Here is a 24,833-nt window from a genome sequence, read left to right on the forward strand (position 1 = left end):
TGCGGGATGGAGGATCTGACCTCTTATCCCGACATCGAGCATGGCGGAACACCTGCCATGCCCGAGCCCAGCGACGAAGAGTTGCTGGGCCGGTTTTCTGATGGCGATGCTACGGCAGCCCGCCTGCTGACCGGGCGGTTGGGGCCGCGAAGTTATTCCGTGGCTTTGCGAATGCTGGGAAACCCAGCCGAAGCAGAGGACGTGACGCAAGAAGCGATGATGCGCCTTTGGAAGATGGCACCTGACTGGGTGCCGGGGCAGGCGCAGTTATCGACCTGGCTCTATCGCGTAACACTGAATCTATGTGTGGACTTGCGCCGGAAAATGCGGCCTCAAGCGTTGGACAATGTGGCCGAACCCGAAGATGAGACTGCCAGTGTGGTCGACCAGATGCAGGAGAGTGCCCGCAAGGACGCGTTGCAGGCTGCATTGGAGCATTTGCCGGACCGGCAGCGGCAGGCTGTGGTTCTGCGGCACATCGAAGAATTGTCCAATCCCGAAATCGCAGGGATCATGGATATTTCGGTCGAGGCGGTTGAAAGCCTGACCGCGCGTGGCAAACGATCTCTGACCGCGATACTGGCGGGGCGTCGGGATGAACTGGGGTACGAACATGGCTGATCAAGATAACGAACTCGACCATCTGTTTGCACGGGCGCGTGCGGCGCGGGATACGTTTCCTGACGATCTTGCTGTTCGCATCGAAACTGATGCCGAAGCCATACGTCTGGCCCGGACTGCAAGACCGCAGCGGCGGACATGGCGGCAAAAGATAGGCGTTATCGGGGGGTGGCAAGGGTTGAGCGGTCTTGTGGCCGCAAGCGCAGCTGGCGTCTGGATCGGGTTCTCCGCGCCGACCTTCTTGCCGGACCCTGTTGATTATTTCATCTCACAAGAGACGACCTATCTGATGGCCGATCTGAATTTAGACGAAAACTATCTGGAGGACGCAGAATGAGCGATCATCCCGCACCCAAACGCAAATGGATGCCGATATTGCTGGTTGTCTCTCTTGCTTTGAATCTGCTGATTGTCGGAGTCATTTTGGGTGCGGCATTGCGCTTTAAAGGAAGCGCTCATGCCGATGCGCCTCCGGGATTTGGCCCGGCGCTGTATTATGCGCTGCCAAAGTCGGATCGAAAGGCTCTGAGGGGTGAGTTGTCGGACCTGCGCGGAAAAGGATCACATCGGCGCAAGCAGGATTTTACTGCTCTCAGTCAAGTGCTTAGGGCCGTGCCTTTCGATCCCGCAGCGGTTGCGAGTCTTTTGGCACAGCAGTCGAAGGCAACTGCTGATCTGCAGACTGCGCTTCATCAGCAATGGCTGGCCCAGATCTCGGCCATGAATGATGACCAACGTGCCGCTTACGCGGACCGGCTGGAGGACGTGGTTAAACGCGGCCCGCGCAAACACAAAAAACGGGACTGACTAGTCACGCTGCGCTTTGCCGAATCTGTACCTGGTTGCGGCCCGCTTTTTTGGCGGCATAAAGTGCTTTGTCCGCCGAGCTGATCAATCGACCGACCGGGTCTGCTTCGCCTGGATGAGAGAGTTCGGGCGGGGTACATAATTTCACCCCCACGCTGATCGTTACGGGTACTGGGGCCGGACGATCCGGCAGCTGAAAAGGTGTTTCGCAAATTGTTGCACAGATCTGCTTCGCTTGCTTCAGCGCTTGGTCGGTTGAGGCATTCGGTAGCCCTATCATGAACTCTTCGCCGCCGATACGCGCGACAAAACCGGTTTTTCCTATCACGACTCGCAGCCTTTTCGCGGTTTCGGTCAGAACCAAATCCCCCGCGGCGTGACCGTAACGGTCATTGATTGCCTTGAAGTGGTCCAGATCGGCCAGCATCACGGCGAATCCGTGTTCCGTTTCTGGGGCCTGATGCGCGATCTGGTCCAGCGCGCGCATCGCATAGCGGCGATTGAACAGTCCGGTCAGCGGATCGATCAGGGATTCGGCCAAATCCCTGCGCAATGTCGCTCGCAATCTGTCGTCTCGGGTCTTGCGGGCGATCAGAGTTTCAAGCCGCAAGCATATCTCATCTGTCTGAAACCCGCCCATGCAGACCGCATCAGCACCTCGGTCCAGCGCCTCGGCCGCAAGTGCGGGATTATCATCCGGCAACACACCGATCAGCACCGTATTTCGTGTCGCACCGCGCGACCGAAGATCTGCCAGAAGGTTCCGCCCCGAGCTATTCGGTGCAAGCTCAACAACAATCGCGTCCGGGATCGTTCCGGACAGGATGCCTTTGAGATCAGGCAGAGTATGGCCGGTCACACGATGCCGGGTTTGATGGGTCAGAGCATTACTCCACAACGCGCTGGTTCGAACTGTTTGCGTCAGGATCGCGATCTCTGCCGTCGATGGCGGGGCGATCAGCACCTGTGGCGCCTCGCCAAAGCCAATGGTTTGGGCCGAACCTTCGATGTTTAATTCCTGCCGTTCGGCGCGCGTACGTAACAAGCTGCGCACGCGGGCCAATAGAAGTGTATCCTTGAACGGATAGCCAAGCACATCATCCAGCCCGTCCGACAGTGCCTTCAAACGCGCTGCTTTGTCGTTTTGCGGTGCAATCGCAACAATCGGCACATCGATCAGAGCAGGATCTGCCGCCATCACTTTCTTAACATCCGCAGCGCTTCCGTCGGGCAGAGTTTGCGCTGTAAGAACCAGATCAGGCCGTGTCCGCCGCAGCAATGCACCAAGCCCGGCCACTTTCTCACCCTGCACGACTTGGTACCAGGCGGCCGTCAACTGAACCTTGAGCATTATGCGATTGGTCGAAACACCGTCGAGGACGAGTATGGTGCCTTGTACAGACATAGCCATTCACCGTTTGATTGCATGCGTTGCTAAAGTGTTTATGAGTCTGGTTAACAAACCCTTTCCAACACAGTGTCCGAGGCCAGTTTATGCCGATCTCCGCCAATTCCGCTGAAACTCTGGCCCTGAATGTGCTGGGCTGGCTGGTGGGAAATGATGAGTTGCTGCCCGTTTTCCTGGGGGCGACAGGTGCCTCGGAACAAGATTTGCGCGACCGTGCGGGTGAGGCTGAATTTCTTGGGTCTGTGTTGGACTTTCTGCTGCTTGACGATTCATGGGTGATCGCTTTTTGTGACGCCAATTCCGTGCCCTACGAAGAGCCGGGTCAAGCCCGTGCCGCGTTGTCCGGAATTTCGGATATGCACTGGACCTAACCCAAAGGAAATTTGTTTCATGGCAATCGACGCCCTCGTGTTCGACAAGGACGGTACTCTTTTTGATTTTGCAGCCACTTGGGGTGCGTTCGGGCGTATCGCGATGCTGCAGCTCTCTGATGGAGATGTGCAGCGCGCGACCGAGTTGGGGAAGGCCATCGGATTTGATTTTGAACAAGAGAGCTACGACCCGAATAGCGTAGTCATCGCCGGAACGGTCGATGAAGTTGCTGCAGCTCTGACACCGCATTTGCCTGAGGTATCTCTGGGGCACCTGATCGAAACACTCAACCGGGCGTCAGCGAACGCAGAGCAGATCCAAGCCGTTCCCTTGGCACCATTCCTTGCCGAGCTGCGGCGCGCCGGGCTGAAACTGGGCGTTGCGACGAACGATGCTGAAATGCCGGCCCTGCAGCACCTGCAGTCCGTTGGTGTGCGAGACCATTTTGATTTTGTAGCCGGATATGACAGCGGACATGGTTACAAGCCAGGTCCGGGGCAGCTATTGGCCTTTGCTCAGCATGTCGAGGTCGCGCCATCTCGTGTTGCGATGGTTGGTGACAGTCTTCACGATCTAGAGGCGGGACGCGCCGCAGGGATGGTCACCATCGGGGTTCTGACCGGCATGGCGACGGCCAAAACACTCGAACCGCTGGCGGATGTCGTCTTGCCCAACATCGGGCACATTCCCGGCTGGTTGTCGAAAACCGAATAACCTCGGTTTCAAATCGCCGAGTTAGATAATAAAACCGACAACTCTTGTCGCAGACAGAACGGCGATGCTGAATCTTCGGGGCTTTCATAGGAGTGAAAGCGCGGAGGATGGTGATGGCTGAGAGCAAGACACGCAAACGTCGCGGTGGTGGACGCGCGGGCGCAGCCGCGAGGCGCGGCGCGGCGGTGATCGAGCAGATGCCCTGGAACCCGCCCACAAACATCGACAAGCCAATCGAGCCGTTGGGACCCGAGGGAATCGAAGCGGTTCACGAAGGTGCCATGCGGATTCTCGAAGAGATCGGCATCGAGTTCTACAATCAAGAAGCCATCGGGATCCTGCGCAAGGCGGGCTGTACAATTTCCGGCGACAACGTCCGTATGGACCGGGATTTCGTGATGGAAATGGTGGGCAAGGCGCCCAACAAATTTACCATCACGCCGCGCAACCCGGAGCATCAGATCGAGATTGGTGGCAAGACCATTCTGTTCGGCAATGTTTCATCCCCACCAAATTATTGGGACATGGAAATCGGAAAAAAAGTGCCCGGCACCCGGCGGATGTGTCAGGACCTGCTGAAGCTGACGCAATACTTCAACTGTATCCACTTTGCAGGTGGATATCCGGTTGAGCCGGTCGATATCCACGCCAGCATACGGCACCTTGATGTGCTTTATGACAAGCTGACCCTGACTGATAAGGCAATGCATGCCTATTCGCTGGGGAAAGAGCGCGTCGAAGACGTGATGGAGATGGTGCGTATCGCGGGTGGCCTGAGCCACGAGGAATTCGAGGCCACGCCCCGGATGTACACTAACATCAACTCGACCTCACCGTTGAAACACGACCATCCAATGATCGATGGCTGCCTGCGGCTTGCGCGGCGTGGGCAGGCAATTGTCGTGACGCCTTTCACTCTGGCCGGGGCGATGGCCCCTGTGACGATGGCTGGCGCAGTGGCACAATCGCTTGCCGAAGCGCTGTGCGCGATTGCGTTGTTTCAGTATGTTCGCCCGGGTATTCCATGCGTGATCGGGACCTTTACTTCGAATGTCGATATGAAATCCGGTGCGCCTGCATTCGGGACACCGGAATACATGCGCTCGACCCAGATGACTGGGCAGATGGCACGGTATTATGGCTTGCCTATGCGGTCCTCGGGCGTTTGCGCGGCAAATGTGCCCGATGGGCAGTCGGTTTGGGAAACCTCGAATTCCCTTTGGGCGGCGGTGCAGTCAGGCACCAACATGGTATATCATGCGGCAGGCTGGCTTGAAGGAGGCCTTATCGCAAGCCCCGAGAAATTCATCATGGATTGCGAAATCCTGCAGCAGATTCAGCGGTATATGCAGCCGGAACTGACAGCAACGGGCCCGGATGACATCGCCCTTGAAGCGATCCGGTCTGTTGGAAACGACGGGCATTTCTTTGGCATCCAACATACGCAAGATCGTTATACCACCGCATTTTATCAGCCGTTCCTGAGTGACTGGAAAAACTTCGAAGCCTGGGAAGCAGCTGGTGGTATCTGGACTGCGGAACGTGCCCATCGGATGTTCAAGGAGATCGTGCACAATTTCGAAGCCCCGAAGATGGATGAGGCGATCCGCGAGGAGCTGGCCGAGTTTGTTGAGCGCCGCAAGGCCGAAGGCGGTGCGCCGACCGATTTCTGATCGCTGCCCAATCCGCCCTTCAGTTTGGGATTAGATCGGATTCTCATAATCCCGTATCGGATTTTGGGTGTTTGTTAAGCTTTCTGCGATCACTTGAGAGTGTCTTTCAATCTGAGGCGACACATGCACGGGCTGATCAACAGGGCGATCCAATCCTTTGTCTGCGCCACCTACGGGCGTCAATGCTGGTTGCGCGCGACTCATACGGCCGGGCTGGGATTTGACGAGTTCGAGGCGATGTTGATCTATGACACGGAGATATCGACCCGAGTGCTCGACGCTTTGTGCGCTGACTTGAACCGCCCAAAATCCGAATTTCTTGAGGATTTGGGCACTTATCTGGTCTCACACTCGAACATGGAAGATCTACGCAGGTTATTGCGTTTTGGCGGGGTCACCTATTTGGAGTTTCTGCATTCGCTTGATGATCTGTCGGATCGCGTCCGCCTTGCTGTGTCCGATCTGAGATTGCCGGATTTGGAATTGCAGGAACACTCGCCCGGGGAATATCACCTGCATTGCACTCCTGATTTGCCGGGGTATTCCAGCGTCATGACCGGTGTACTGCGAGCCATGGCGGATGACTATGGGGCGTTGGTGATCCTGTCCAATGAAGGGTGCCAAAACGGGGCTGAGTTGATTTCAATCACATTGATCGAAAGCGCGTTTGCCGAAGGGCGTCACTTTGATCTTGGGGCACGTAAATCATGATCAAGACCGCAGATCTTGGACAGTTGCTGGACACCTTATGTCCGATGTTCGTCCTTGTAGATGACATGGGGCGGATCGGGCAGGTTGGACCAACTCTGCAGAAGCTACGCCCGGATCGGCCTATGGTCGGCCAAAGCTTTCTGGATGTCTTTGAACTGGTGCGCCCTCGCTCAATCACGACAGTAGCTGCGCTGATGATGGTGCCGGACCGAAAGCTACACCTTAGGTTTCAAGACCGGCCGCAGACTGCGTTCAAAGGTCTGATCGCGCCGTTTCCTGGCGGTTGCGGGGCGGTCATCAACCTGTCGTTTGGAATTTCGATACTGGATGCGGTACGCGACTATTCTCTGACCAGCACCGATTTCCCGGGCACTGATCTGGCCATAGAATTGTTGTATCTGGTCGAGGCAAATTCTGCCGCGATGGAAGCGTCACGCTCGCTGAACTTGCGTCTGCAAGGTGCGATGCTGGCGGCAGAAGAACAAGCCTATACGGACACGTTGACCGGGCTGAAAAATCGACGTGCGATGGATCATATTCTGGGGCATTTGATTTCGTCGAAATCGAGTTTTGCAATGATGCATCTGGATCTGGATTTCTTCAAATCGGTCAATGATCGATTGGGGCATGCTGCAGGGGACTATGTTCTGCAGCAAGCCGCAAAGATCATGCTGGACGTCACACGCAGCGACGACACGGTTGCCCGAGTCGGGGGTGATGAGTTTGTCTTGATTTTTAAGGGCATGAACGATCGTACAAAGCTTGATGATATTGCAGGGCGCCTGATTTCACGCCTGTGCAAGCCGATGCAGTTCGATGGGGCAACCTGCCGTATATCGGCAAGTATTGGTACAGCACTCTCGACACAATTCGAAGTGCCCAAGGCCGAGGATATTCTTCATGCCGCCGATCTGGCTTTATACGCCGCGAAACGAAGCGGGCGATCCTGCCACCGTTTCTATTGCGAGCTATCGGATGCGCAGCAATCCGGTTGACTGCAGGTGGCCCCCCATTGCTTCGCTACTGTGTATCCAACACCGCCGCGATGTGTCGTTTTACCTGAGGAAGCTCTGAAATCACAGGCATTACGTGTCCATGAAAGCTGGCGCGGGCAAGCTCCTCGGGTACATCTTCCAAAACATGGCCTCCGGTGCAGGCAAAAAACGGCAGGCACAGCGCCTTGCCACCGCACCCGGTGGCGGCGTCCGCAATTGATGGGGTTTGCTCAACGAACCCGGTGCGAATGCTATTGAACGCGGAAAGCCGACCCAGATTCTCGGCGAAACCCTTTGCGACAATGGCCGGATTGGCGCTGCGGCCCGAGCCATGTGCAGCGATCACAAGATCTGTGTCCGCCGCGCTCCAAACCCTGTTCGTCAGTTCCTGATGTATGGCCGCTGTAATCAGGGCAGGCAGTTCGGGATCGATACCCATGGGGTCCAGAATCGTGACAGAACGCTGGCCAATCCGCTTTGGCAGAGCGCTGGTGACAAACCAGCCGCGCGCCATGAATAAGGGGTAGATAACCGTGTCGCTGGTCAATCCATCAAGGCAATTTTCCAACGCCTGCGGGGCTGCCAATGTGGCCGACGATACCGAAACCCGTTGACATAACTCATCTACCTCTCGCGCAAAGGCTGCTAGCGCAGCTTCTGCAGGTGCAGGGTCCGAGGGTTGGCCATGGGCGACGATAACGGCTTGTGTCATGCAGGGCTCCGGATAGGTTCTGCGATAGATGTATTGCTGGTGGGCAGAGTCAATGCGGTGTTGGCAATTTCGTCATCCCAGTAGAGTCAGCCACAACCAGACTGTCAATATTGACGCGGTCGTTCCGATCAGAACCGACGACGCGGCCACACGTTTGGCATGTCCGTACATGTTTGCGAAGATGTAGCTATTGATCCCCGGCGCCATCGCTGCGGTAAGAACGCCCGAGCGGAACAGGTCTTGCGGCAACGCCAGAGATGACCCGAAGAACCAAACCAGGCTCGGGTGCAGCATCAATGAGATACAGCAGACGAAAATAATGGTACGCAGATCGCCCTCGGGTCGGTACTTAACCAGCACGCCCCCCAGCGCGAACAGGGCACCGGGCAAGGCCGCGCGGGTGATCAGGTTCAAGGCTTCGTCCACAACTCCGGGTATGGCCAGTCCAGTGAGGTTTACGACAAACCCCAACGAGATCCCAAGAATGAGTGCATTCTTGAACATGGCCGACAGCACGGATTTCAACATCCGCACTCCGCCGTTTCCGCGGTTTCGAAGCACCTCCATCACCGTGATGCCGAGGCAATAGCAAAAGGGTGAGTGGAACGCGATGATTGTGAAGTTGCCAACTAGATTTTCGACCCCATAGGCGCGCTCGGCAATAGGCAACCCCAAGAGGACCGAGTTTGAAAACAGACAGCAAAATCCAATAGCAACCGAATCCTCCCACGCTCGTCCGAAGATCAGGCGCGCACCGATCATACCAGCGACAAAACACAGACCAGCTGCTGAATAGAAACTGACCAAAAGCCGAGGATCGAAGCTGGTGCCGAGATCGAGATTGGCAATGGCGAGAAACAGTAGGCAGGGAATGGCAAAGTTCTGCGTGAAACTCATTAACCCATCGATATGGGTTTCGCGAAAATAGCCGAACCTCGTCGCCGTGTATCCGGCACCGATGACCAGAAACACCGGCAGGATGACATCAATCAGGCTTTGTAACATGGCGGCGCCATACGGGGTATCGTAAGCGCGTGCAGCAGCATGCCTTACAGGGCGTGCCGGATCACCATGCCATCATAGGCAGGCGTGATATGATCCGGTGTTTCCGCATCGACCGTCGCATAATCCAGATCGATATGCATGTTGGTCAAAACGGCGCGTTTTGGTTTCAATTGGTCGATCCACTCCAGCGTCTTTTCCAGATGGGCATGTGTCGGATGCGGGGAACGACGTAGAGCGTCAATAATCAGGCAGTCCAGATTCGCCAGTTCAGTCATGCTCTCATCATAAAGCTCTGCTACATCAGGCAGATAGACGATGTTTCCCATTCTGAAGCCAAGCGCATCAATCGATCCGTGGTTCACGCGAAATGGCCGAAGCGAGATCGTGCCGCCTGGGCCGGGAATTTCGAACGGCCCATTGATTGTCTTGAGGTCGAGTATGGGCGGATAGGGCGATCCTTCGGGCTGAACGAAGGCATAGCCAAACCGGCTGAGCAGATCGTTCTGCGTGTCACCATCGGCCCAGACGGGGACGCGGGTTTTCATATTGAAAACGATCATCCGCAGATCGTCGATCCCATTCATGTGGTCCGCGTGGGAATGCGTATAGACGACACCATCCAATCGCCCAGTCCCGGTGTCCAGCAATTGGCTACGCATATCAGGTGAGGTGTCGATCAGAACCGACGTAGTCCCATCCGGCCCGTCCCGTTCGACCAGTAACGAGCATCGCCGCCGCTGGTTTTTCGAGTTTTCCGGATCACAATCGCCCCAATGCCCCCCGAGACGGGGGACGCCACCGGATGACCCGCAGCCCAGGATTGTCAGGCGCAGCTCGCTCATGCAGCCGCCTTGTATGTGGCGGCTTTAGTGAAGAGCCGATCAAAATTGGCCTGCGTTTTTGCGGCGAAATCTGCGTAATCCAATCCGAAGACCTCAGCCCCTTTACGGGCGGTGTGTGCGGTATAGGCGGGCTCATTCCGTTTACCGCGATATGGTGGGGGGGCAAGATAGGGCGCATCGGTTTCGACCAGAATACGATCAACCGGAGCTGAAGCGAAGATATCGCGTAGTTCTTGGCTTCTTGGGAAGGCCGCGATGCCGGACATGGACAGGTAAAAGCCCAGATCAAGCGCGGCCCGGGCCAGTTCAGCCGATGAAGAGAAACAATGCATGACACAGGAATAGGGCGTATTACGATGCTCTTCGGTCAGAATGCGGGCCATGTCGTCATCAGCAGCGCGCGCGTGGATGATCAATGGCAGGCCAGTGCGCTGGGCGGCCTCGATATGGATGCGCAGCGATTGTTTCTGAACATCTGCCGACTCGGCCGTGTAGTGATAATCAAGCCCGCTTTCCCCAATGCCCACGAACTTGGGATGCTTAGCCAATGCGACCAGCTCATCGACCGTGGCCATCGGCTCATCAGCGGCGCTCATCGGGTGGGTGCCTGCAGCGTAGAAGACTGGGGCGTGAGCCTCGACGATGGCGCGCACAGCGGGTTCGTTGCGCAGCCGGGTGCAGATGGTCACCATGCGGGTCACGCCAGCCTCGGCAGCGCGGGCGACGATATCATCCAACTGACCGTCGAAATCAGGGAAATCCAGATGGCAGTGGCTGTCGGTAATTTCGGGGGTGAGGCTCATCAGCTGTGACCGGCGGTTTCCTGTATCTTGAACACCGTATCTAGGACAAGCGAGGCAGGGTCAAGGTTCACCGCCTGCCCGTGTCGTGCGCGCGCCGTGATGAGCGCGGCGACCTCCGCCCATTGGCGGGCCTTGTGCTGCGAGTTAGAGAGGCGCGACAGAGTTTCAGCCTCATTCGGGGCGGCCTCGGGTATGGGGGCGGCACCTTTTGCACCTGTCAGCGCCAAACGCGAGAGCGCAACGTCGATCAGCGAAAGCAGCAGATCAAACCGTTCCGCAGCACCTCGCTGAGCAGCCGCTTCTGCCAGTTTCAGGGCGCGCTGGCGGTCGAGCCGGGGAAGGGAGCCCAGAATTGCAATCAGCTCGGCATAAAGCTCTAGCCCGCCGAGATTGATCAAGCGGACGGCATCACCCACTGAACCGGCGGCGAGGGCTGCCAAATGCTCGGCCCGACTAGGGATTTCTGTGCCGGTCTGCGCTAGCGCGGCCTGCATGTCATCTGCGCCAAGGGGTGAAAGCCGCAGCGTGCGGCAACGCGAACGGATGGTCGGCAGCAGGCGCGAAGGTTGGTGTGAAACCAGCAGCAGCGTCGTGCGCGCTGGGGGTTCTTCGAGCATTTTCAGCAGCGCATTGGCGGCGCTGACATTCATTTCATTCGCTGAATCGACGATAACAATCCGGCGACCACCATCGGCAGAGGACAGGCCGAAGAACTTGCCCAGTTTGCGGATGTCATCGACAACGATTTCGTTGCGCAGCCGTCCCTGATCGTTGACGGACCGGGTGATTGCGGCAAGGCCGGGCTCGGCCCCCGCCTGGATACGGTGTGCGACGGGGTGGTCCGGGTCGATGTCCAACGTCTCAGGCACAGGAGGGGCACCAAACAACCCGCCTTCATCTGCCGGAGGTGTGGCCAACAAAAACTGTGCAATGCGCCAGGCAAGGGTAGCCTTGCCCACGCCGCGCGGCCCCGTTAGCAACCAGCCGTGGTGCAGCCGGTCCGAGTTATACGCGGTTAAAAACGCCTCTTGGGCCGCATCCTGTCCGAACAGCTTGAGAGTTTCGCGCGGATGCGGGGCACCAGGGGCCTGATCCGGTGTTTGGATATCGTCGCTCATGTCAGCTCAATTGCAGGGACGCCATGACAATATCTGTCACATCCCGCGCAACGCTGTCCATGTCCCGATTGCCGTCGACCACGTGGAAACGGTCAGAGAATTCTTGGGCTAGACCCAGAAAACCTGCCCGCATCTGTTGTTGAAGATCCAAACCGAAATCTTCGAATCGTTCTTCGGTGCCCTGACGACCTTTGGCGCGCAACAGACCGGTTTCCGGGTCCATATCGATCAGCAAGGTCATATCTGGCTCTCGCCGGATCATCAAGCTGTGCAACTGATCCACCAAACCCCGCAGATCGCCGCGCGACAGACCTTGATACATCCGGGTACTGTCGGCAAAGCGATCGCAGATCACAACCTTGCCCTCTGCCAACGCGGGTTCAATCGTGCGCTCAAGATGATCGCGCCGGGCAGCGGTGAACAGCAGGATCTCGGTCTCGGCCGACCAGCGGTCCGGATCACCCTGCAGCACAAGGCTGCGAATTTCTTCTGCCCCGTCCGATCCGCCGGGCTCGCGCGTCAGAACGACGTCGCGGCCTTGATGCCGCAAGTGCTCGGCCAGCAGGCGCGCCTGCGTGGACTTGCCTGATCCGTCAATGCCTTCGAAGGTCAGAAACGTTCCGCGCGCTGTCACATTTGCTCCAGAGGAGTGTTGATCACTTCTTTCAGAACGATGCCACCCACGGTCAACATACGCACGACAAACCCGCCCAAGGGAACATCCTTTTCCGCAACCAGCGGGCGGCGGATTTCGGGCAATCCCTCGGGTTGGATCACAAGCTCGGCCAATTGCTGGCCTTTGCTGACCGGTGCGTTGATAGGGCCGTCATAGACAACCTCGGCCTTGATGTCCTTGTCGCCCAAAACGGGGAACAGCAAGGTCAGATCACCCTCGGGCACCAATCCCACAGTCTTTTCCGCCCCCATCCAAAGCTTGGCCTGGGCTACCGGTTCTTCTGATTTGGCAACTGTCCTCTCGACAAAATTTCGAAACGACCAGTTAACCACGGCCTCAGCCTCCTCTGCGCGCTTGGCAGTGCTGTCGAGCCCTGAAAGAACAAAGACAACCCGTCGGTCGCCTTGTTTAGCAGAACCGACCAAACCATATCCTGCCTCTTGGGTATGGCCAGTCTTGAGGCCATCGGCCCCGATATCAAGCTTCAGCAGCGGATTGCGGTTTCGCGCGTTCGAGGGCGCTCGGCCATCGAATTCGAACTCTTCTTCGGCAAACAGGGGATAGTACTCGGGGAAATCGGTGATCAGCCGGTCGGCCAGAACTGCCAGATCGTGCACTGACATCATGTGCCCAGCAGCAGGCCAGCCGTTGGAATTGGCAAAGTTCGAGTTGTTCATGCCCATCTGCTGCGCCCGCTGAGTCATGAAACGGGCGAATCCGGCTTCGCTTCCGTCGGGGCTGAGCGCTTCGGCGATCACGACACAGGCGTCATTGCCCGAAAGCACGATGATCCCGCGCAAAAGATCCTCGACCCGGACACGATCCTGCGTGTTCAGGAACATGGTCGAGCCGCCATAGCTCATTGCATGTTCCGAGACGGGCAAAGTTTCGTCCAGCGTCAAACGGCCATCGCGCAAGGCTTCAAACGCCACATAAAGCGTCATGAGCTTAGACATGGACGCTGGAGGCAGAGGCTGATCGGCGTCTTTAGACAACAGCACAGTGCCGGTTTTCTGGTCCATCACATAAGCCGCACGCGCGGTGGTGTCGAAGGCATGGGCGGGCAGTGCCAACAGCGCCAACCCGAGGGCCAGTGTGGTGGATCGCAAAGCGGAAAGCATCATGGGCCTCCTGTTTGATCAGTTCTTTGCCGTGAAAGCATCGGTAAACCCAAGGTCTTTCACATCGTTCAACATCGCCCGACGTTCCGCGCGGGTTGCAACGGGTCCAACCAAAACGCGCCAGACCGACTTGTCCTCGCTTTTCAGTTCCATGACTTCGGCGGCCATGCCATTGCGCCGGATCTTGTCCGCCGCGCTCTTGGCATTGGATTCTACGCTGAAGGTGCCCGCCTGAACAAAAGGTTTTGCCAACCCACTTGTCGTCGCAGCACTCGCCGTCGCTGGTGCCGCGGCCGTTGGTTCAGAGGCCTCGATGGCCGCTGCCGCTCCGGCAATCGGGTCCAGAGGCGTTTCGGTGATTGCGTTAGGGTCTTTCTTTTGCCACCACTTGCGCTTGGCCGGTTTTTCAGCCGGTGCCGTCAGTTCGGGATCCGACAATGCTGCCGTCTGTGTTTCTGACGAAGGGGATTCGGTCTCGGCAGCCGCTGCGGTTGCTGCGCCAGTTGCAGCGACTGCAGTCTCGTCGCTTGGCTTTTTCTGCCACCATTTGCGTTTGGCCGGTTTCTCTGGGGCTGGGGCCTCATTCGCGGCCAATTCACTGGTCGGGGCTTCTGCATTGGTCGGGGCTTCTGCACTGGGCGCATCTTCATTCGACGATGCAGCAACGGCAGCCCCAGCAACGACTGCAGCTCCGGTCGCTGCTTCGGTGCTTGGCTTTTTCTGCCACCATTTCCGCTTTTGAGGCTTTTCAGCAGCGCCCGTTTCCGACGCTTCTGCGGTTTCGGTTGTTTCCGAACTCTCTGCACTATCTGTCTCTTCGGCAGGTTCCGCGGCGACAGGTGCAGGGGGTTCTTCAATAGCCTCACGTCGCAACGCGACAACCTGCACCCTGGTTGGAGCACCAGCCAGCATTCCCAATTGCTCGGCAGCGGATGACGAGACCTGCAGCGCGGGTCCCGGCAAATTCCGCTCACGGCGGAACAGAGCACCCGTTACCGATTTGTTGTTGGCTGTATTCTTGATTAGCACCCGCTCGGGTTGAGTCACATCGGGATGCGCCACCCAGATACCACCCAGCGATGGCCGCCCGTCCCACAATCCTGCTTCGGTGACCTGAAAAACCTCGGGGGCTTCAACATCGCGCTGATTGGTCGCGGCAGCCTCGGGGAACAGTTCGAACCGGTTTGTGTTGTCCGCATCTTCGGCGGCCGTATCCTCAGGCGGGTCCTCCGTAGTAAGTAGCCCTTCTTCGCATCCTGCCAATGCTGCCATCGTCACGACCAAAATTGCCAGCCGTTGTGGCCCAAAGCGTGTGCCCGTAGCTCGCTCCATTTTCTCAATCCCTTGCCTGACAAGGCCATTCCGGCCGCGCCCCACCGCGTCACTGCTGGTTCTTGTTGCCAGTCTTGTGCGGTCTTTCCCGCAGATCATAGCGCGGGCATCGGGCCATGGAAAGACTGCTACATTCGCTTCGGCAAGATTTCCCGCTTTATGGCTTGCCTCCGCGCTCAACTCGTCATAGACCCAGCCTCACGCGGGGAGGTGGCAGAGTGGTCGAATGCGGCGGTCTTGAAAACCGTTGAACGTGAGAGCGTTCCCAGGGTTCGAATCCCTGTCTCCCCGCCACTCATACCTGTCTCACTTCAGTTGTATTTTCTGATCCGGAATTGTTACGCAATTCCCGCGCGTTGGCGCATGCGCTTTCAATCAGAGACGAAGCAAACCGTACATTCAGAGGACAATTCAGGCGCGAGTCTCAGTGTCGCATTTTAGCGGGGTCGCTTTGGGCTGGATTTCCCTGATAACCTGCAATTTACCGGGAATATTCGCAAACCGGGACTGACTTCCGTCATTTCTTCTATCAGAACTGTATGTTTCTCAGAGGTTTATGTTGCAAATTCCCTAAAAGGTGGAACAGGGAATTTCCTCGTGCGAACAGGGAATTGTTCCGCCGGATCAGGGAGGGCGAAGTCTGTATCAGGGACGCAGGAGCTGGAGATGTCAGAAGCCGAACAGGCGTTCCTGTTCGGACCATTCAAGTGGGTGGGTCACGCTGACCAGACGCTTGAGTGTGAGTTCGGGCGGCTGGCTCCCGTCGAGAATCGCCGTTTGAATCTTTGGTGAGAGAAAGGCGAGCTGAGCACGGGTGCGGATGAAGGCGTCAGGGACGCTTTCGCGGCGGGCAATCTCCATCAGTTGAACTCCGGCCTTCAGATCACGGGCCCAGCCATGGGCGCGGATCAGCATGGACCGGAGGTGGGGATCAGGTTGGGGTGCCATGTCTCCGGCGATGACCTTGGCCTCGACGCCGCGGCGGCACAGATCGAAAGATGCGGTGACGTGGGCGAGATCCGGGTGCAGATGATCGGCCGCGATGCCAAGTGCGCTTGCCAGAGTTTTGGGGTTAAATTCGAGGTCGATCTGTCCTCGTGCAAGTTTGCCTTTGGCCAGAAGAGCAGCGCCGATCTGACAGCCATGGCCTAGAAGCCGGGTTACTAAATCCGCAACTGAAGTCTGAACTGCCTCGGCTGACCCGGCCTCCGGCTGCGCCAGTACTTGGTGCGCCGCGGCGGCGTCTTGCAAATGTCTGACGATGACATCAATGACCGCGTTTTCCAGCGCTGGGCCGGGCAGTCGCCAGCCAGAGATATCCTTGCCGCCTGAGATCAGTCGATTGGAGATATAGTAGCGCAACCGTCGGCCTTTGCGCGTGGTGTGGGTCGGCGTCAACCGATCACCAGTTTCGTCATACAGCAGACCGGTGAGCCAGGCCCCGGGGTCAGTGGAGTGTTGGCGCGCATCGGAGTCGCCGCGTGCCCGCGAGCGGTTGGAGGCCTGTCGCATTTTTTCCTGCACCCGGTCCCAGATGTCCTGATCGATGATCGCCGGATGTTGTCCGTCCCAGATCTTATCCTTGTGGCGGATTTTTCCGAGATAGACCGGATTGCGCAGCAGGTAATAGATTTGACCCCGTGACAGCGGACAATCCCCTTTCACACTGCCATCTGTCCGAACAACCCGTTTTGACCGCAGGTCTTCTGCCGTTGCCCGTTCTTCTACTTTGCGCAGGCAACCAAGCTCGTCATAAAGCCCAAAGAGATGCCGGACCGTTCTGGCCTCCTCTTCATTCACCACCAGCGTTCTTGCCTTCGGATCGGGGTGGCGATCATAGCCCAGAGGCAGGTTGCCACCCATCCAAAGCCCCTTCTTCTTCGACGCTGCAATCTTGTCGCGAATACGTTCGGCGGTGACTTCCCGTTCAAACTGAGCAAAGGACAACAGCACATTCAGCGTTAACCGGCCCATGGAAGATGAGGTATTGAAGGCCTGCGTGACGGACACAAAAGAACAGTTTGCCTGTTCCAGCCGGTCGACCAGCTTAGAGAAGTCGGCAAGCGACCGGGTCAGCCGGTCAATCTTGTAGACCACCACCATGTCAATACGCCCGGCATCGATCTCTTCAAGAAGGCGCTGAAGGGCGGGTCGCTCTAGGGTGCCGCCCGACAGGCCACCGTCATCGTAGCGCCCGGACAACAGGGTCCAGCCTTCATGTCGCTGGCTTGCGACATAGGCCGCGCAGGCCTCATATTGCGCATCCAGCGAATTGAAGTCCTGATCCAGACCATCTTCTGAGGACTTGCGCGTGTAGATGGCGCATCGGATTTTACGGCGCGGGCTCATTTGGCCGCCTTGCCGGTGAGCCCAAAGAAACGCGGCCCTGACCAATGCGCGCCGGTAATCTCTCGGGCGATGGCCGAGAGTGAGCGATAGGACCGACCGTTCCAAGTGAAGCCGTCTTCTGTAACGTCGACTACATGGGTCACACTATTCCACTCGCGTAGCAGGCGCCCGCCGGGTTTTAGGGCAGGGCATGTAGGCCGGGGTTTCTTCCCAGAGCCCTTTTCCAGCGTGGCTTTGACCTGGCGGGGTAGCCTGCCATGACGGCGGGACTGCATCTCAAAGGCGATAAAGCGGCGCAGAAAGGGTTGGCTGAGCATGGCGGGGGCGGGTTGATCAAACAGTTGCTGCCAAAGCGTGACCAGATCCGATCGACCCATGGCGGCGAGATCGGCGACATCGCTCGTCTTGGTCATGACGCTTCTCCAGTTCCCGCCGCCAGATGATATGTGGATGGTCCATTTGGTTTGTCGGATGTCCGCCGTTCAATTGTGACGCCTTTTTTCCGCAGACCGCTTAGAGCTGCTCGGACCGAATGAGGCTGCCATCCCGTTGCTTTGCAGAGCGCCTCAAGGCTGGCGCCGCTCGGGCGGCGCAACAAGTGTTGCACTTTGTCAATTTTGGTTTGCTTCCGCTTGGACATGTATTGTCTCCTCTGATTTGGGGCTGGCTAGATGCCGAACCCCGGTACCGAGGAGCGCCCGAATGGCTCGGGCGTGGGTTCAGTGATGCGTGGTTGACGGCAACAGTCCAGCTCTTTCTGAAGCGATTACTTGAGGCGTGTGTTTTGAAGGGCGTTGCTGGCGTACCCCCGATTATTCGTCAACAATCTTAATTGGTTACTTTTAGTTTGGGGGGTTGCGTCTCGTATTGATGGCACCTACATTCGACCTAATCGCCCGGACTATCAGGGCGGGAAACTGCTCCCGCAGGCAGCACTCATTGGAAACACAGGTTTCCGCAGAGAGCATTCAAAGGAGCAACGTCTCGGATCGATTGGTCCGGGGAGTTGCGATTTGTGCTCTCTCCGATTTTCCAGCGCGATCCCTCCATCTCGACGTCCGCGCGGCGTCACGCAAAAGGAGGCGGTTATGCCTGCCAAAAACACACAAAGTGACGCTCTGGCGTCCAATACGCCGATCTGGATGGCCGAAAAAGTTATCCAATCCCAGATCAGCCAGATCAAGCCCTACGCCAACAACAACCGCGTGCACGCGGCCAAGAATGTCGACAAACTGAAAGCATCGGTGGCCCAGTTTGGCTTTGTCACTCCGATCCTGTTGGATGGTTCGGGCACAATCATCGCGGGTCATGGCCGCTATGAGGCCGCTAAGGCCCTGGGGTTGAATTCCGTACCGACTGTTGTCGCGGATCATTTGTCAGAAGCGGAAGTGCGCGCTCTGCGCATTGCGGACAATAAGCTGGCGGAATTGTCGGACTGGAATGAAGCGGCGTTGCAGATCGAATTTGCCGAGCTGATGGACCTCAGCCTTGATGGCGAGTTGAACTTTGATCTGGACATCACAGGGTTCGAAACACCGGAGATCGACATCATTATCGACAGCGTCGGTGAGGTGACGGTATCTGTAGCGGAAACTGTTGAGACGCCGGACCCTGCGGCACCCGTAGTCACGGAGCCGGGCGACCTCTGGGTTCTCGGAGATCATCGCATTTTCTGCGGGGACGCCCTTCAAGCCCAGAGCTACGACACCTTGCTGGAAGGCGAGACCCCGCAGATAGTCTTCACCGATCCGCCTTACAACGTGCCTGTCAATGGGCATGTGCGGTCCGGCAATAGCGCCGAACTCCGCGAGTTTGCCATGGCGTCGGGAGAAATGACGGATAGCGAGTTCCGCGGCTTTCTTTCAGGCGCGATCACGCAGTTGTTTGACTGCCTGCCGAACGGAGGCATCGCGATGATCTGCATGGACTGGCGTCATATCGAAGAACTGATTACGGCGGGCAAAGCAGCTGGATTGGACCTCATCAATCTCTGCGTCTGGAACAAGACGAACGGAGGCATGGGCAGCCTTTATCGCTCAAAGCATGAGCTGATTTGCATTTTCAAGAAGCCTGGTGCGCCGCACATCAACAACGTCGAGCTGGGCAAACACGGGCGCAACCGGACCAACGTCTGGGATTACGCCGGTGTGAACAGCTTTGGGGCAGGGCGCGAGGCGGATCTCGCGGATCATCCCACGGTGAAGCCGACAGCTCTGGTTGCAGATGCCATCATGGATGTGAGCCACCGCGGCGATGTCGTGCTGGACGCCTTTGGCGGGTCCGGCGCGACTCTGCTGGCAGCTGAGAAAACCGGGCGCCAAGCGCGGCTTATTGAGCTCGACCCGGCTTATGTCGATGTGGCCATCCGCCGTTGGCAGGAGATGACCGGTGATAGCGCCGTGCACGCGGTAACAGGCCAGACGTTCGATGCGCGTTTTGCGGCCAACGATACCACTTCAGAACAGGAGGTGGGTCATGTCTGACGATACGAAAGAGTATGAGGTCGGCTACGGCAAACCGCCCAAAGCGACCCAATTCAAAAAAGGCCGATCCGGCAATCCGAAAGGGCGGCCGAAAGGTGCCAAGGGGGTGAATGCCAGCTTGAAACGTGAATTGGAAACCAAGATTACGGTTCGCGAAGGCAGCCACGAAATCCGGATTTCCAAGGCTGAGGCAATTGCCAAGCGGTTCACGGCAGGCGCGTTGAAGGGCGACACGAAATTGTTGATGGCGCTGCTTAAGCTGGACACAGATCTGTTCAACGCAAGTGAATTGGACGCGCAAGAAAGCGTCCGTACGGTTGAGCCCGACGCTGTCGACTACGACATCCTCCGGGATTTCTTTTCCAGCCAACTGGACGGTGACGGTGATCTGGAAAACGAGGAGGCGGAAGATGACGACTCCTGATCCAAAAATCGTCGTGCAAGCCGCTCGCGAGGTTTGCCGGGACAATTTCTTTCCCTTCGTTTGGCGTGTGTTTGGCACGCTGCACCAGGGAACTGACCGCAGCTTTGATCCGGCCTGGCATGTGCGGGCCATGTGCCATGAGTTGGACAATGTCCGTCGAGGCGAAAACAAGCGACTGATCATCAACATCCCGCCACGTTGCCTGAAATCGGTCACCGTGGCCGTTGCATATGTCGCTTATCTTCTCGGTCATAACCCCAGCGCCAAGATCATCGTTGCCAGCTATGGGTTGGATCTGGCGCGCAAACATTCCGAAGATTGTCGTCGGATCATGTCTGCGCGCTGGTACCGGGAAATGTTCCCTGAAACGGTCTTGGCTAAAAAGGGCAACACCTCAGAAGAAATCCGCACCACAAAGGGAGGCAGCCGTAAGGCTGTCTCCATTGGAAGTTCTGTCACCGGTCATGGCGCCGATTACATCATCATCGATGACCTGCTGAAAGCCGGAGATGCCGGCTCCGAAGCCGAGCTGGTCAAGGCGCAGGAGTTCATTGAGGGGACCTTGTTGTCGCGCTTCGACAATCCGGCCGAAGGGCGTGTGGTTATGGTTGCGCAACGGTTGCACGAGATGGATCCGCCGGGTTATCTGCTCGAACGCGGGACCTACCGGCATCTGAATCTGCCTGCCATCGCAGAAGGCCATGAGGTGGTTCCTCTTGGGCGTGGAAGGGTCATGCGCCGCAAACCGGGTGATCTCCTGTGCCCGTCCCGTTTGGATCAGCAAACGCTGGATACCAAGCGTCGCGAAATGGGCGCGGCCGTGTTCAATTGCCAGTATCAGCAGAACCCCATTGCTCCCGACGGGTCGCCCTTGCGCTGGGAGTGGTTTGGCACCTACGAGACCATCGAAGATCGCCGCTGGTTCCAACTGGTGGTTCAGAGCTGGGATACGGGCATGTCGGCAGACCCCCGGTCTGATTTCTCTGTCTGTACAACCTGGGGGTTCCGCGAAAATGCGTGGCATCTTATCGACGTCTGGCGCGGGCAGGTAGACTACCCAGACCTGAAAGCCAAGGCACTGCAACTTGTCGGCCGTTGGGATCCCGATCGTGTCCTGATCGAAGATGCGGCCTCCGGCAAACCTCTTTTGGACGAATTGTTTCGTGATGACCGTCGGCGCTACGAACGCATTAAACCCGACAAGGACAAGGAAACCCGGTTCCAGTCCGCTTGCGGTCCTGTCGAAGAGGGCAAGGTTTATCTGCCTGCAGATGCACCCTGGCTGCCGGTATTCAAACGGGAGCTTCAGTCCTTTCCACGCGGACGCAACGACGATCAGGTCGACAGCTTTGCCCACTTTCTGAACTGGTCCAAGGGACCGGGCTTCTACCGGGCATTGGGCCGCGACCACCGGATCAACATCGAACGTCGGGAGCGTAATCGAGAGAGGGTCAGGCGACGGTAGGATCTCGGAGTTGAGCTTGAAAACTCGTTGAATAGTACTGGGAGGGCCGATGTCGGACCAATCCTGAGAGCGGCCCCAATGACCGCTCGCAACCACAAACCGGTCTAATCGCTAATGCCGTCGGATGACGGCTTTGAGCCCTTCCCGACCGATGCAGCTTTTGTCACGAACGGGCAGAATGCCGACCTTACGGACCTTCGCTGCGGGCACGAGAAGTCAGAGTTCGCAGAAACCAAGGCGGTCAAGATGGGCGGCAAGCGGGAGTTCGCTGCGGATAGCATGGAGGTCTCCTTTCCCATCGATTGCTCCCCGCGAAGGGCTCGCCGGTTCATGCATCTCTTCGGCATTACCATTGGCGACCGAGGTTCCAAGAGATTGCGGTAGTCGAGAAGTCGCAGCGGGGTCAGGCTAATCTGCAGGCGCTCCGGCAATTTGGGCCTCTTGTGCCTCCTTATTGCGCCAATCTTTCGGGGATATGCCGAAGTTCCGCGTGAAGGCTCGGGTGAGTGCCGATGTTTCGGACAAGCCGACCAATTGGGCGATCTCCTTGATCGAATGATCAGATGTGGTGAGCAGTTCGGAGGCCTTTTCCATCCGCAGCCGGTTGATCACCTTGGACGCCGTTGTTCCGTAGGAGGACAAGCGCTTGTTCAGCACCTTGGTGGTGATGCTGCACATCCGGGCGGCCTCGCTCACCGTCAGCGCCGGATCGGACAGCCTTGATCGCACGAGAATTTCGAAGCCTTCGAGGTAGTCCAGGGGCACATCGACCTGAACCGGTTCTTCGATATCATTGTCGTGGTTCACGAGGAGTTCGGGGTTGATTGGAAGCGACAGCCAGGCCGCCGGAAAGCGGATGGAGAATCCCCTGTTGTTGCACTTGATGCCCCGCACGCCATGAAACTGCTCCGGCAGCAGGGTCGGATCGCAGAGGCGCAGAACAACCTGGGTTGGATCCCATCGGAAATCGAGAACACGGTGCAGCAGGGAGATCCAGATCCCGACGAGAAAGGCGTCCGAATGGCCCGGCGACACCTCGGGTTCGAAATTGCGACTGGTGGTGAAGTAGGCGTGTTCCTCCTCGATCAGGAGCCGGAAGGACACCGCGTTGCTTTCCTTCGAGACGATCTGGGTGAACCGGGTGAAGAAATCGCCAAGGGTCACCGACTGGCCGAGGAGCGCCCCACGCGGCAGGAACTTCAACAGGTCTGTCTGTTGTCCCGCCAAGGCGCAGATATCCGGCCGGGTGATGTCGGCGATGGAGGCCAGCGCCGCATAGACCGTGTCATGCGGGATGAACTCGGCCGGGTTCAGGACCTGTTCCTCGCTCAATCCATGCAGCCCGAGCGCAAAGGCCGGATCCGCATCGAGCCGCCGCATCATCGCTACGACGGGGCCGAGGACCGTAGCACGTACGAGGGACAAACCGTCCTTTTGTTCTCCTTGCGGCATCCACATCACCCTTTCGCTCTCCGACACGCTACGGGCGCGGGCGCCTGACGGCCAAGCAGAAATTGGCTGAAATTGACCGGATCGGGTCAGAAAAATGCACCACGGGATCAGCGGGTCAAAAGAATCTCGGGGCACATGTGCATAGTGGGAGGATCGGTCCGCAGGAAGACCGACCCCTGGGAGGACACCGAATGACAACACTCAACCTGAAGGCGTTGCTGCCGGCCATGTCAATGGCAATTGCGCTCACGACGCCTGCCATTGCGCAGGATATCCCCAACATTCCCTCGGAGGTCACGCTGTTCAAGAACGTGATGGTCTTCGACGGGGTGAATGACGGCTTGAAAGATGTCGACGTGCTCGTCGTCAAGAACAAGATTCACAAGATTGCAGAGGACATTCCCGAATCCGGCACGTGGGAAGTCGAAGTTCGAACGGGCGGAAGCAAGCGCCTGCCCGATCCTGTTGGCGGTATCGACGGCTATTCTTTCACCATCCAGACCGAACGCGGTATCGAGACCAAAGAGGTCGAGGTCAATGTGATCGACGGCGGCGGACGCACCTTGATGCCGGGACTGATCGACAGCCATGTGCATGTGAATATGTACAAGGATGGCACGATCCCGGGCCTTCAGGACACGACATGGGAGGAGATCGGCGCACGTTCTGCGGCCTTTGCGCAGGAAATGCTGGCGATGGGCTTCACAACCGTGCGCGACATGTGCGGTGCACATGGTGGACTTCGTGCGGTAATCGACGAGGGTTCGCTTCCGGGCCCGCGGATATACTCGTCCGGCGCCTGCCTCAGCCAGACCGGTGGTCATGGCGACTGGGGGATCGCCGGGCAACGCAAGAACGAAAGCAATCTTGAACGGCTGGAGATCACGCGGCTTGTCGACGGCCCTGCCGAAGTGCTCCACGGCGCGCGGCGGAACTTTGCGCTTGGGGCCAACTACCTCAAGATCATGGTCAGTGGTGGTGTGACCTCCATCAAGGACCCGATCTACCAGTCCGCCTTTACAGACGAAGAAATCGCCGCTGCCGTCGAGGTGGCCGGGGACATGGATTCCTATGTCGCCATGCATGTCTTCATGGATAGCGACCTGTCGCGCGCGCTCGATCTCGGGGTCAAAGTGGTGGATCACGGCCTGACCATAACGGAACCGACGATGCAGAAGCTGGTAGAGAAGGAAGCGTTCTTCTCGCCCAACCTGACCGCGTTGGCGCCCGAGGCGCTTGAGCATCCGATGCACCAGGACCCGACCTTCCCGCCGACGGCGAAGTTCCTCTGGTTGCGGAAAAACAGCGAGCAGTTGTTTGATCTGGTGCGGAAGTACAAGCCGAAGATGGTGTTCGATTCCGACTACGTGCTGCTGACCGGTGTGCCGTACCGGCAGTCGATGGACTTCACCAAGGCTTTCATGGCGCGTGAGTTCGGCAACCTCTGGGCCTTGCAGATGATGACCTCGAATGGCGGCGAACTGGCCGCACTGACGGGACGCGGAAACCCCTATCCCGAAGGCAAGCTCGGCGTGATCGAGGAAGGTGCCTATGCCGATATCCTCATCGTTGACGGAAACCCGCTCGAAGACATCACTGCCATCGGCGCTGTCGATACATGGTTCGATGCCGAGCCACGCGGGCAGGACGTGCCGAGCATTCGCGTCATCATGAAGGACGGCAAGTTCTACAAGAACACGTTGAACTGAACTTTCGGCGGGGCGCTGGCTCCGCCGTCAACATTGCGGAA

25 protein-coding genes and 1 tRNA gene are annotated in these 24,833 nt (G+C 57.8%); 13 read left to right on the top strand and 13 right to left on the bottom strand.

What is annotated here, in order from left to right; genetic code table 11:
* Positions 1-6: 6 nt before the first annotated feature.
* From ACR0AY_RS07500 to ACR0AY_RS07510, 3 genes are read left to right on the top strand one after another with little or no spacing between them, the layout of a single operon-like run.
* A complete protein-coding gene (locus ACR0AY_RS07500) occupies positions 7-621 on the top strand; it encodes an RNA polymerase sigma factor (RefSeq protein ID WP_170511185.1) in 615 nt (204 codons plus the stop codon).
* On the top strand, positions 614-958 hold the full coding sequence (locus ACR0AY_RS07505) for a hypothetical protein (protein ID WP_170511183.1): 345 nt from the start codon (positions 614-616) through the stop codon (positions 956-958). Before ACR0AY_RS07500 ends, ACR0AY_RS07505 begins: the two co-directional genes overlap by 8 nt.
* Positions 955-1,428 (top strand): periplasmic heavy metal sensor, encoded by a 474-nt coding sequence (locus tag ACR0AY_RS07510; protein WP_170397015.1) that lies wholly within the window; start codon positions 955-957, stop codon positions 1,426-1,428. Before ACR0AY_RS07505 ends, ACR0AY_RS07510 begins: the two co-directional genes overlap by 4 nt.
* Before the next feature lie 4 nt (positions 1,429-1,432).
* Here the strand turns inward: ACR0AY_RS07510 and ACR0AY_RS07515 are convergent, their stop codons facing one another.
* Entirely contained in the window at positions 1,433-2,839 is a 1,407-nt protein-coding gene (locus ACR0AY_RS07515; RefSeq protein WP_480453917.1) for a diguanylate cyclase, read from the bottom strand.
* 83 nt (positions 2,840-2,922) lie between these two features.
* On the opposite strand from ACR0AY_RS07515, the gene ACR0AY_RS07520 reads away from it, so the two are divergent.
* The 5 genes from ACR0AY_RS07520 (at position 2,923) to ACR0AY_RS07540 (ending at position 7,301) form a co-directional block, all read left to right on the top strand.
* Complete coding sequence (locus ACR0AY_RS07520; RefSeq protein WP_170397013.1) at positions 2,923-3,207, top strand: DUF3572 domain-containing protein; 285 nt, start codon at positions 2,923-2,925, stop codon at positions 3,205-3,207.
* A 19-nt stretch (positions 3,208-3,226) separates the two neighbouring features.
* The gene (locus tag ACR0AY_RS07525; protein ID WP_170424087.1) at positions 3,227-3,922 is read left to right on the top strand and encodes an HAD family hydrolase; all 696 of its coding nucleotides are present in this window, start codon (positions 3,227-3,229) and stop codon (positions 3,920-3,922) included.
* 113 nt (positions 3,923-4,035) lie between these two features.
* Entirely contained in the window at positions 4,036-5,595 is a 1,560-nt protein-coding gene (locus ACR0AY_RS07530; protein WP_170511179.1) for a trimethylamine methyltransferase family protein, read from the top strand.
* A gap of 123 nt (positions 5,596-5,718) precedes the next feature.
* The gene (locus ACR0AY_RS07535; protein WP_170424083.1) at positions 5,719-6,306 is read left to right on the top strand and encodes a heme NO-binding domain-containing protein; all 588 of its coding nucleotides are present in this window, start codon (positions 5,719-5,721) and stop codon (positions 6,304-6,306) included.
* Positions 6,303-7,301, top strand: coding sequence for a GGDEF domain-containing protein (locus ACR0AY_RS07540; RefSeq protein ID WP_170511177.1), 999 nt, complete (start codon positions 6,303-6,305; stop codon positions 7,299-7,301). The genes ACR0AY_RS07535 and ACR0AY_RS07540 overlap by 4 nt, the downstream gene beginning before the upstream one ends.
* A 25-nt stretch (positions 7,302-7,326) precedes the next feature.
* On the opposite strand, the gene ACR0AY_RS07545 is transcribed toward ACR0AY_RS07540, so the two are convergent.
* The 8 genes from ACR0AY_RS07545 to ACR0AY_RS07580 all read right to left on the bottom strand — a co-directional run bounded on the left by ACR0AY_RS07545 (position 7,327) and on the right by ACR0AY_RS07580 (position 14,910).
* Positions 7,327-8,013, bottom strand: coding sequence for a CbiX/SirB N-terminal domain-containing protein (locus tag ACR0AY_RS07545; protein ID WP_170511175.1), 687 nt, complete (start codon positions 8,011-8,013; stop codon positions 7,327-7,329).
* A gap of 72 nt (positions 8,014-8,085) precedes the next feature.
* Complete coding sequence (locus ACR0AY_RS07550) at positions 8,086-9,018, bottom strand: AEC family transporter (protein WP_170511173.1); 933 nt, start codon at positions 9,016-9,018, stop codon at positions 8,086-8,088.
* Positions 9,019-9,062: 44 nt separating this feature from the next.
* Complete coding sequence (locus ACR0AY_RS07555) at positions 9,063-9,860, bottom strand: MBL fold metallo-hydrolase (protein ID WP_170511171.1); 798 nt, start codon at positions 9,858-9,860, stop codon at positions 9,063-9,065.
* Positions 9,857-10,663 carry a TatD family hydrolase gene (locus tag ACR0AY_RS07560; protein WP_170511169.1) on the bottom strand — a complete coding sequence of 269 codons (807 nt, stop codon included), beginning with the start codon at positions 10,661-10,663 and terminating at the stop codon, positions 9,857-9,859. Before ACR0AY_RS07560 ends, ACR0AY_RS07555 begins: the two co-directional genes overlap by 4 nt.
* Positions 10,663-11,781, bottom strand: a complete 1,119-nt coding sequence (locus ACR0AY_RS07565) for a DNA polymerase III subunit delta' (RefSeq protein WP_170511167.1) — start codon at positions 11,779-11,781, stop codon at positions 10,663-10,665. Before ACR0AY_RS07565 ends, ACR0AY_RS07560 begins: the two co-directional genes overlap by 1 nt.
* 1 nt (position 11,782) lies before the next feature.
* Positions 11,783-12,415 carry a dTMP kinase gene (tmk, locus tag ACR0AY_RS07570; RefSeq protein WP_170403915.1) on the bottom strand — a complete coding sequence of 211 codons (633 nt, stop codon included), beginning with the start codon at positions 12,413-12,415 and terminating at the stop codon, positions 11,783-11,785.
* Positions 12,412-13,578 (bottom strand): D-alanyl-D-alanine carboxypeptidase family protein, encoded by a 1,167-nt coding sequence (locus tag ACR0AY_RS07575; RefSeq protein WP_170396992.1) that lies wholly within the window; start codon positions 13,576-13,578, stop codon positions 12,412-12,414. Before ACR0AY_RS07575 ends, tmk begins: the two co-directional genes overlap by 4 nt.
* Before the next feature lie 18 nt (positions 13,579-13,596).
* Positions 13,597-14,910 (bottom strand): SPOR domain-containing protein, encoded by a 1,314-nt coding sequence (locus ACR0AY_RS07580; RefSeq protein WP_170511165.1) that lies wholly within the window; start codon positions 14,908-14,910, stop codon positions 13,597-13,599.
* Positions 14,911-15,114: 204 nt separating this feature from the next.
* Here ACR0AY_RS07580 and ACR0AY_RS07585 point away from each other — a divergent pair.
* Positions 15,115-15,204, top strand: a tRNA-Ser gene (locus tag ACR0AY_RS07585).
* 375 nt (positions 15,205-15,579) lie between these two features.
* On the opposite strand, the gene ACR0AY_RS07590 is transcribed toward ACR0AY_RS07585, so the two are convergent.
* The 3 genes from ACR0AY_RS07590 to ACR0AY_RS07600 are packed head-to-tail and all read right to left on the bottom strand — an operon-like array spanning position 15,580 to position 17,899.
* Complete coding sequence (locus ACR0AY_RS07590) at positions 15,580-17,259, bottom strand: recombinase family protein (protein ID WP_480453921.1); 1,680 nt, start codon at positions 17,257-17,259, stop codon at positions 15,580-15,582.
* The gene (locus tag ACR0AY_RS07595; RefSeq protein ID WP_093964944.1) at positions 17,256-17,672 is read right to left on the bottom strand and encodes a DUF2924 domain-containing protein; all 417 of its coding nucleotides are present in this window, start codon (positions 17,670-17,672) and stop codon (positions 17,256-17,258) included. The genes ACR0AY_RS07590 and ACR0AY_RS07595 overlap by 4 nt, the downstream gene beginning before the upstream one ends.
* On the bottom strand, positions 17,669-17,899 hold the full coding sequence (locus ACR0AY_RS07600) for a DUF3489 domain-containing protein (protein WP_093964945.1): 231 nt from the start codon (positions 17,897-17,899) through the stop codon (positions 17,669-17,671). Before ACR0AY_RS07600 ends, ACR0AY_RS07595 begins: the two co-directional genes overlap by 4 nt.
* A 448-nt stretch (positions 17,900-18,347) precedes the next feature.
* On the opposite strand from ACR0AY_RS07600, the gene ACR0AY_RS07605 reads away from it, so the two are divergent.
* The 3 genes from ACR0AY_RS07605 to terL are packed head-to-tail and all read left to right on the top strand — an operon-like array spanning position 18,348 to position 21,631.
* On the top strand, positions 18,348-19,742 hold the full coding sequence (locus tag ACR0AY_RS07605; RefSeq protein ID WP_480453922.1) for a site-specific DNA-methyltransferase: 1,395 nt from the start codon (positions 18,348-18,350) through the stop codon (positions 19,740-19,742).
* Positions 19,735-20,166 (top strand): DUF5681 domain-containing protein, encoded by a 432-nt coding sequence (locus tag ACR0AY_RS07610; protein ID WP_093964947.1) that lies wholly within the window; start codon positions 19,735-19,737, stop codon positions 20,164-20,166. Before ACR0AY_RS07605 ends, ACR0AY_RS07610 begins: the two co-directional genes overlap by 8 nt.
* Positions 20,153-21,631, top strand: a complete 1,479-nt coding sequence (gene terL, locus ACR0AY_RS07615) for a phage terminase large subunit (RefSeq protein WP_170352647.1) — start codon at positions 20,153-20,155, stop codon at positions 21,629-21,631. The genes ACR0AY_RS07610 and terL overlap by 14 nt, the downstream gene beginning before the upstream one ends.
* Positions 21,632-22,039: 408 nt before the next feature.
* On the opposite strand, the gene ACR0AY_RS07620 is transcribed toward terL, so the two are convergent.
* Complete coding sequence (locus ACR0AY_RS07620) at positions 22,040-23,083, bottom strand: helix-turn-helix domain-containing protein (RefSeq protein ID WP_170357385.1); 1,044 nt, start codon at positions 23,081-23,083, stop codon at positions 22,040-22,042.
* Positions 23,084-23,274: 191 nt separating this feature from the next.
* Between ACR0AY_RS07620 and ACR0AY_RS07625 the strand changes: the two genes are divergently transcribed.
* Positions 23,275-24,792, top strand: a complete 1,518-nt coding sequence (locus ACR0AY_RS07625) for a metal-dependent hydrolase family protein (RefSeq protein ID WP_170343540.1) — start codon at positions 23,275-23,277, stop codon at positions 24,790-24,792.
* The last annotated feature ends 41 nt before the right edge of the window (positions 24,793-24,833 follow it).

This window comes from Ruegeria sp. A5 (assembly GCF_056543005.1).

Excerpts from the sequence above, each read along its gene's own strand:
- ACR0AY_RS07500 (WP_170511185.1), top strand. The coding sequence starts at position 7 with ATGGAGGATCTGACCTCTTATCCCGACATCGAGCATGGCGGAACACCT.
- ACR0AY_RS07505 (WP_170511183.1), top strand. The coding sequence starts at position 614 with ATGGCTGATCAAGATAACGAACTCGACCATCTGTTTGCACGGGCGCGT.
- ACR0AY_RS07510 (WP_170397015.1), top strand. The coding sequence starts at position 955 with ATGAGCGATCATCCCGCACCCAAACGCAAATGGATGCCGATATTGCTG.
- ACR0AY_RS07515 (WP_480453917.1), bottom strand. The coding sequence starts at position 2,839 with ATGGCTATGTCTGTACAAGGCACCATACTCGTCCTCGACGGTGTTTCG.
- ACR0AY_RS07520 (WP_170397013.1), top strand. The coding sequence starts at position 2,923 with ATGCCGATCTCCGCCAATTCCGCTGAAACTCTGGCCCTGAATGTGCTG.
- ACR0AY_RS07525 (WP_170424087.1), top strand. The coding sequence starts at position 3,227 with ATGGCAATCGACGCCCTCGTGTTCGACAAGGACGGTACTCTTTTTGAT.
- ACR0AY_RS07530 (WP_170511179.1), top strand. The coding sequence starts at position 4,036 with ATGGCTGAGAGCAAGACACGCAAACGTCGCGGTGGTGGACGCGCGGGC.
- ACR0AY_RS07535 (WP_170424083.1), top strand. The coding sequence starts at position 5,719 with ATGCACGGGCTGATCAACAGGGCGATCCAATCCTTTGTCTGCGCCACC.
- ACR0AY_RS07540 (WP_170511177.1), top strand. The coding sequence starts at position 6,303 with ATGATCAAGACCGCAGATCTTGGACAGTTGCTGGACACCTTATGTCCG.
- ACR0AY_RS07545 (WP_170511175.1), bottom strand. The coding sequence starts at position 8,013 with ATGACACAAGCCGTTATCGTCGCCCATGGCCAACCCTCGGACCCTGCA.
- ACR0AY_RS07550 (WP_170511173.1), bottom strand. The coding sequence starts at position 9,018 with ATGTTACAAAGCCTGATTGATGTCATCCTGCCGGTGTTTCTGGTCATC.
- ACR0AY_RS07555 (WP_170511171.1), bottom strand. The coding sequence starts at position 9,860 with ATGAGCGAGCTGCGCCTGACAATCCTGGGCTGCGGGTCATCCGGTGGC.
- ACR0AY_RS07560 (WP_170511169.1), bottom strand. The coding sequence starts at position 10,663 with ATGAGCCTCACCCCCGAAATTACCGACAGCCACTGCCATCTGGATTTC.
- ACR0AY_RS07565 (WP_170511167.1), bottom strand. The coding sequence starts at position 11,781 with ATGAGCGACGATATCCAAACACCGGATCAGGCCCCTGGTGCCCCGCAT.
- ACR0AY_RS07575 (WP_170396992.1), bottom strand. The coding sequence starts at position 13,578 with ATGCTTTCCGCTTTGCGATCCACCACACTGGCCCTCGGGTTGGCGCTG.
- ACR0AY_RS07580 (WP_170511165.1), bottom strand. The coding sequence starts at position 14,910 with ATGGAGCGAGCTACGGGCACACGCTTTGGGCCACAACGGCTGGCAATT.
- ACR0AY_RS07590 (WP_480453921.1), bottom strand. The coding sequence starts at position 17,259 with ATGAGCCCGCGCCGTAAAATCCGATGCGCCATCTACACGCGCAAGTCC.
- ACR0AY_RS07595 (WP_093964944.1), bottom strand. The coding sequence starts at position 17,672 with ATGACCAAGACGAGCGATGTCGCCGATCTCGCCGCCATGGGTCGATCG.
- ACR0AY_RS07600 (WP_093964945.1), bottom strand. The coding sequence starts at position 17,899 with ATGTCCAAGCGGAAGCAAACCAAAATTGACAAAGTGCAACACTTGTTG.
- ACR0AY_RS07605 (WP_480453922.1), top strand. The coding sequence starts at position 18,348 with ATGCCTGCCAAAAACACACAAAGTGACGCTCTGGCGTCCAATACGCCG.
- ACR0AY_RS07610 (WP_093964947.1), top strand. The coding sequence starts at position 19,735 with ATGTCTGACGATACGAAAGAGTATGAGGTCGGCTACGGCAAACCGCCC.
- terL (WP_170352647.1), top strand. The coding sequence starts at position 20,153 with ATGACGACTCCTGATCCAAAAATCGTCGTGCAAGCCGCTCGCGAGGTT.
- ACR0AY_RS07620 (WP_170357385.1), bottom strand. The coding sequence starts at position 23,083 with ATGCCGCAAGGAGAACAAAAGGACGGTTTGTCCCTCGTACGTGCTACG.
- ACR0AY_RS07625 (WP_170343540.1), top strand. The coding sequence starts at position 23,275 with ATGACAACACTCAACCTGAAGGCGTTGCTGCCGGCCATGTCAATGGCA.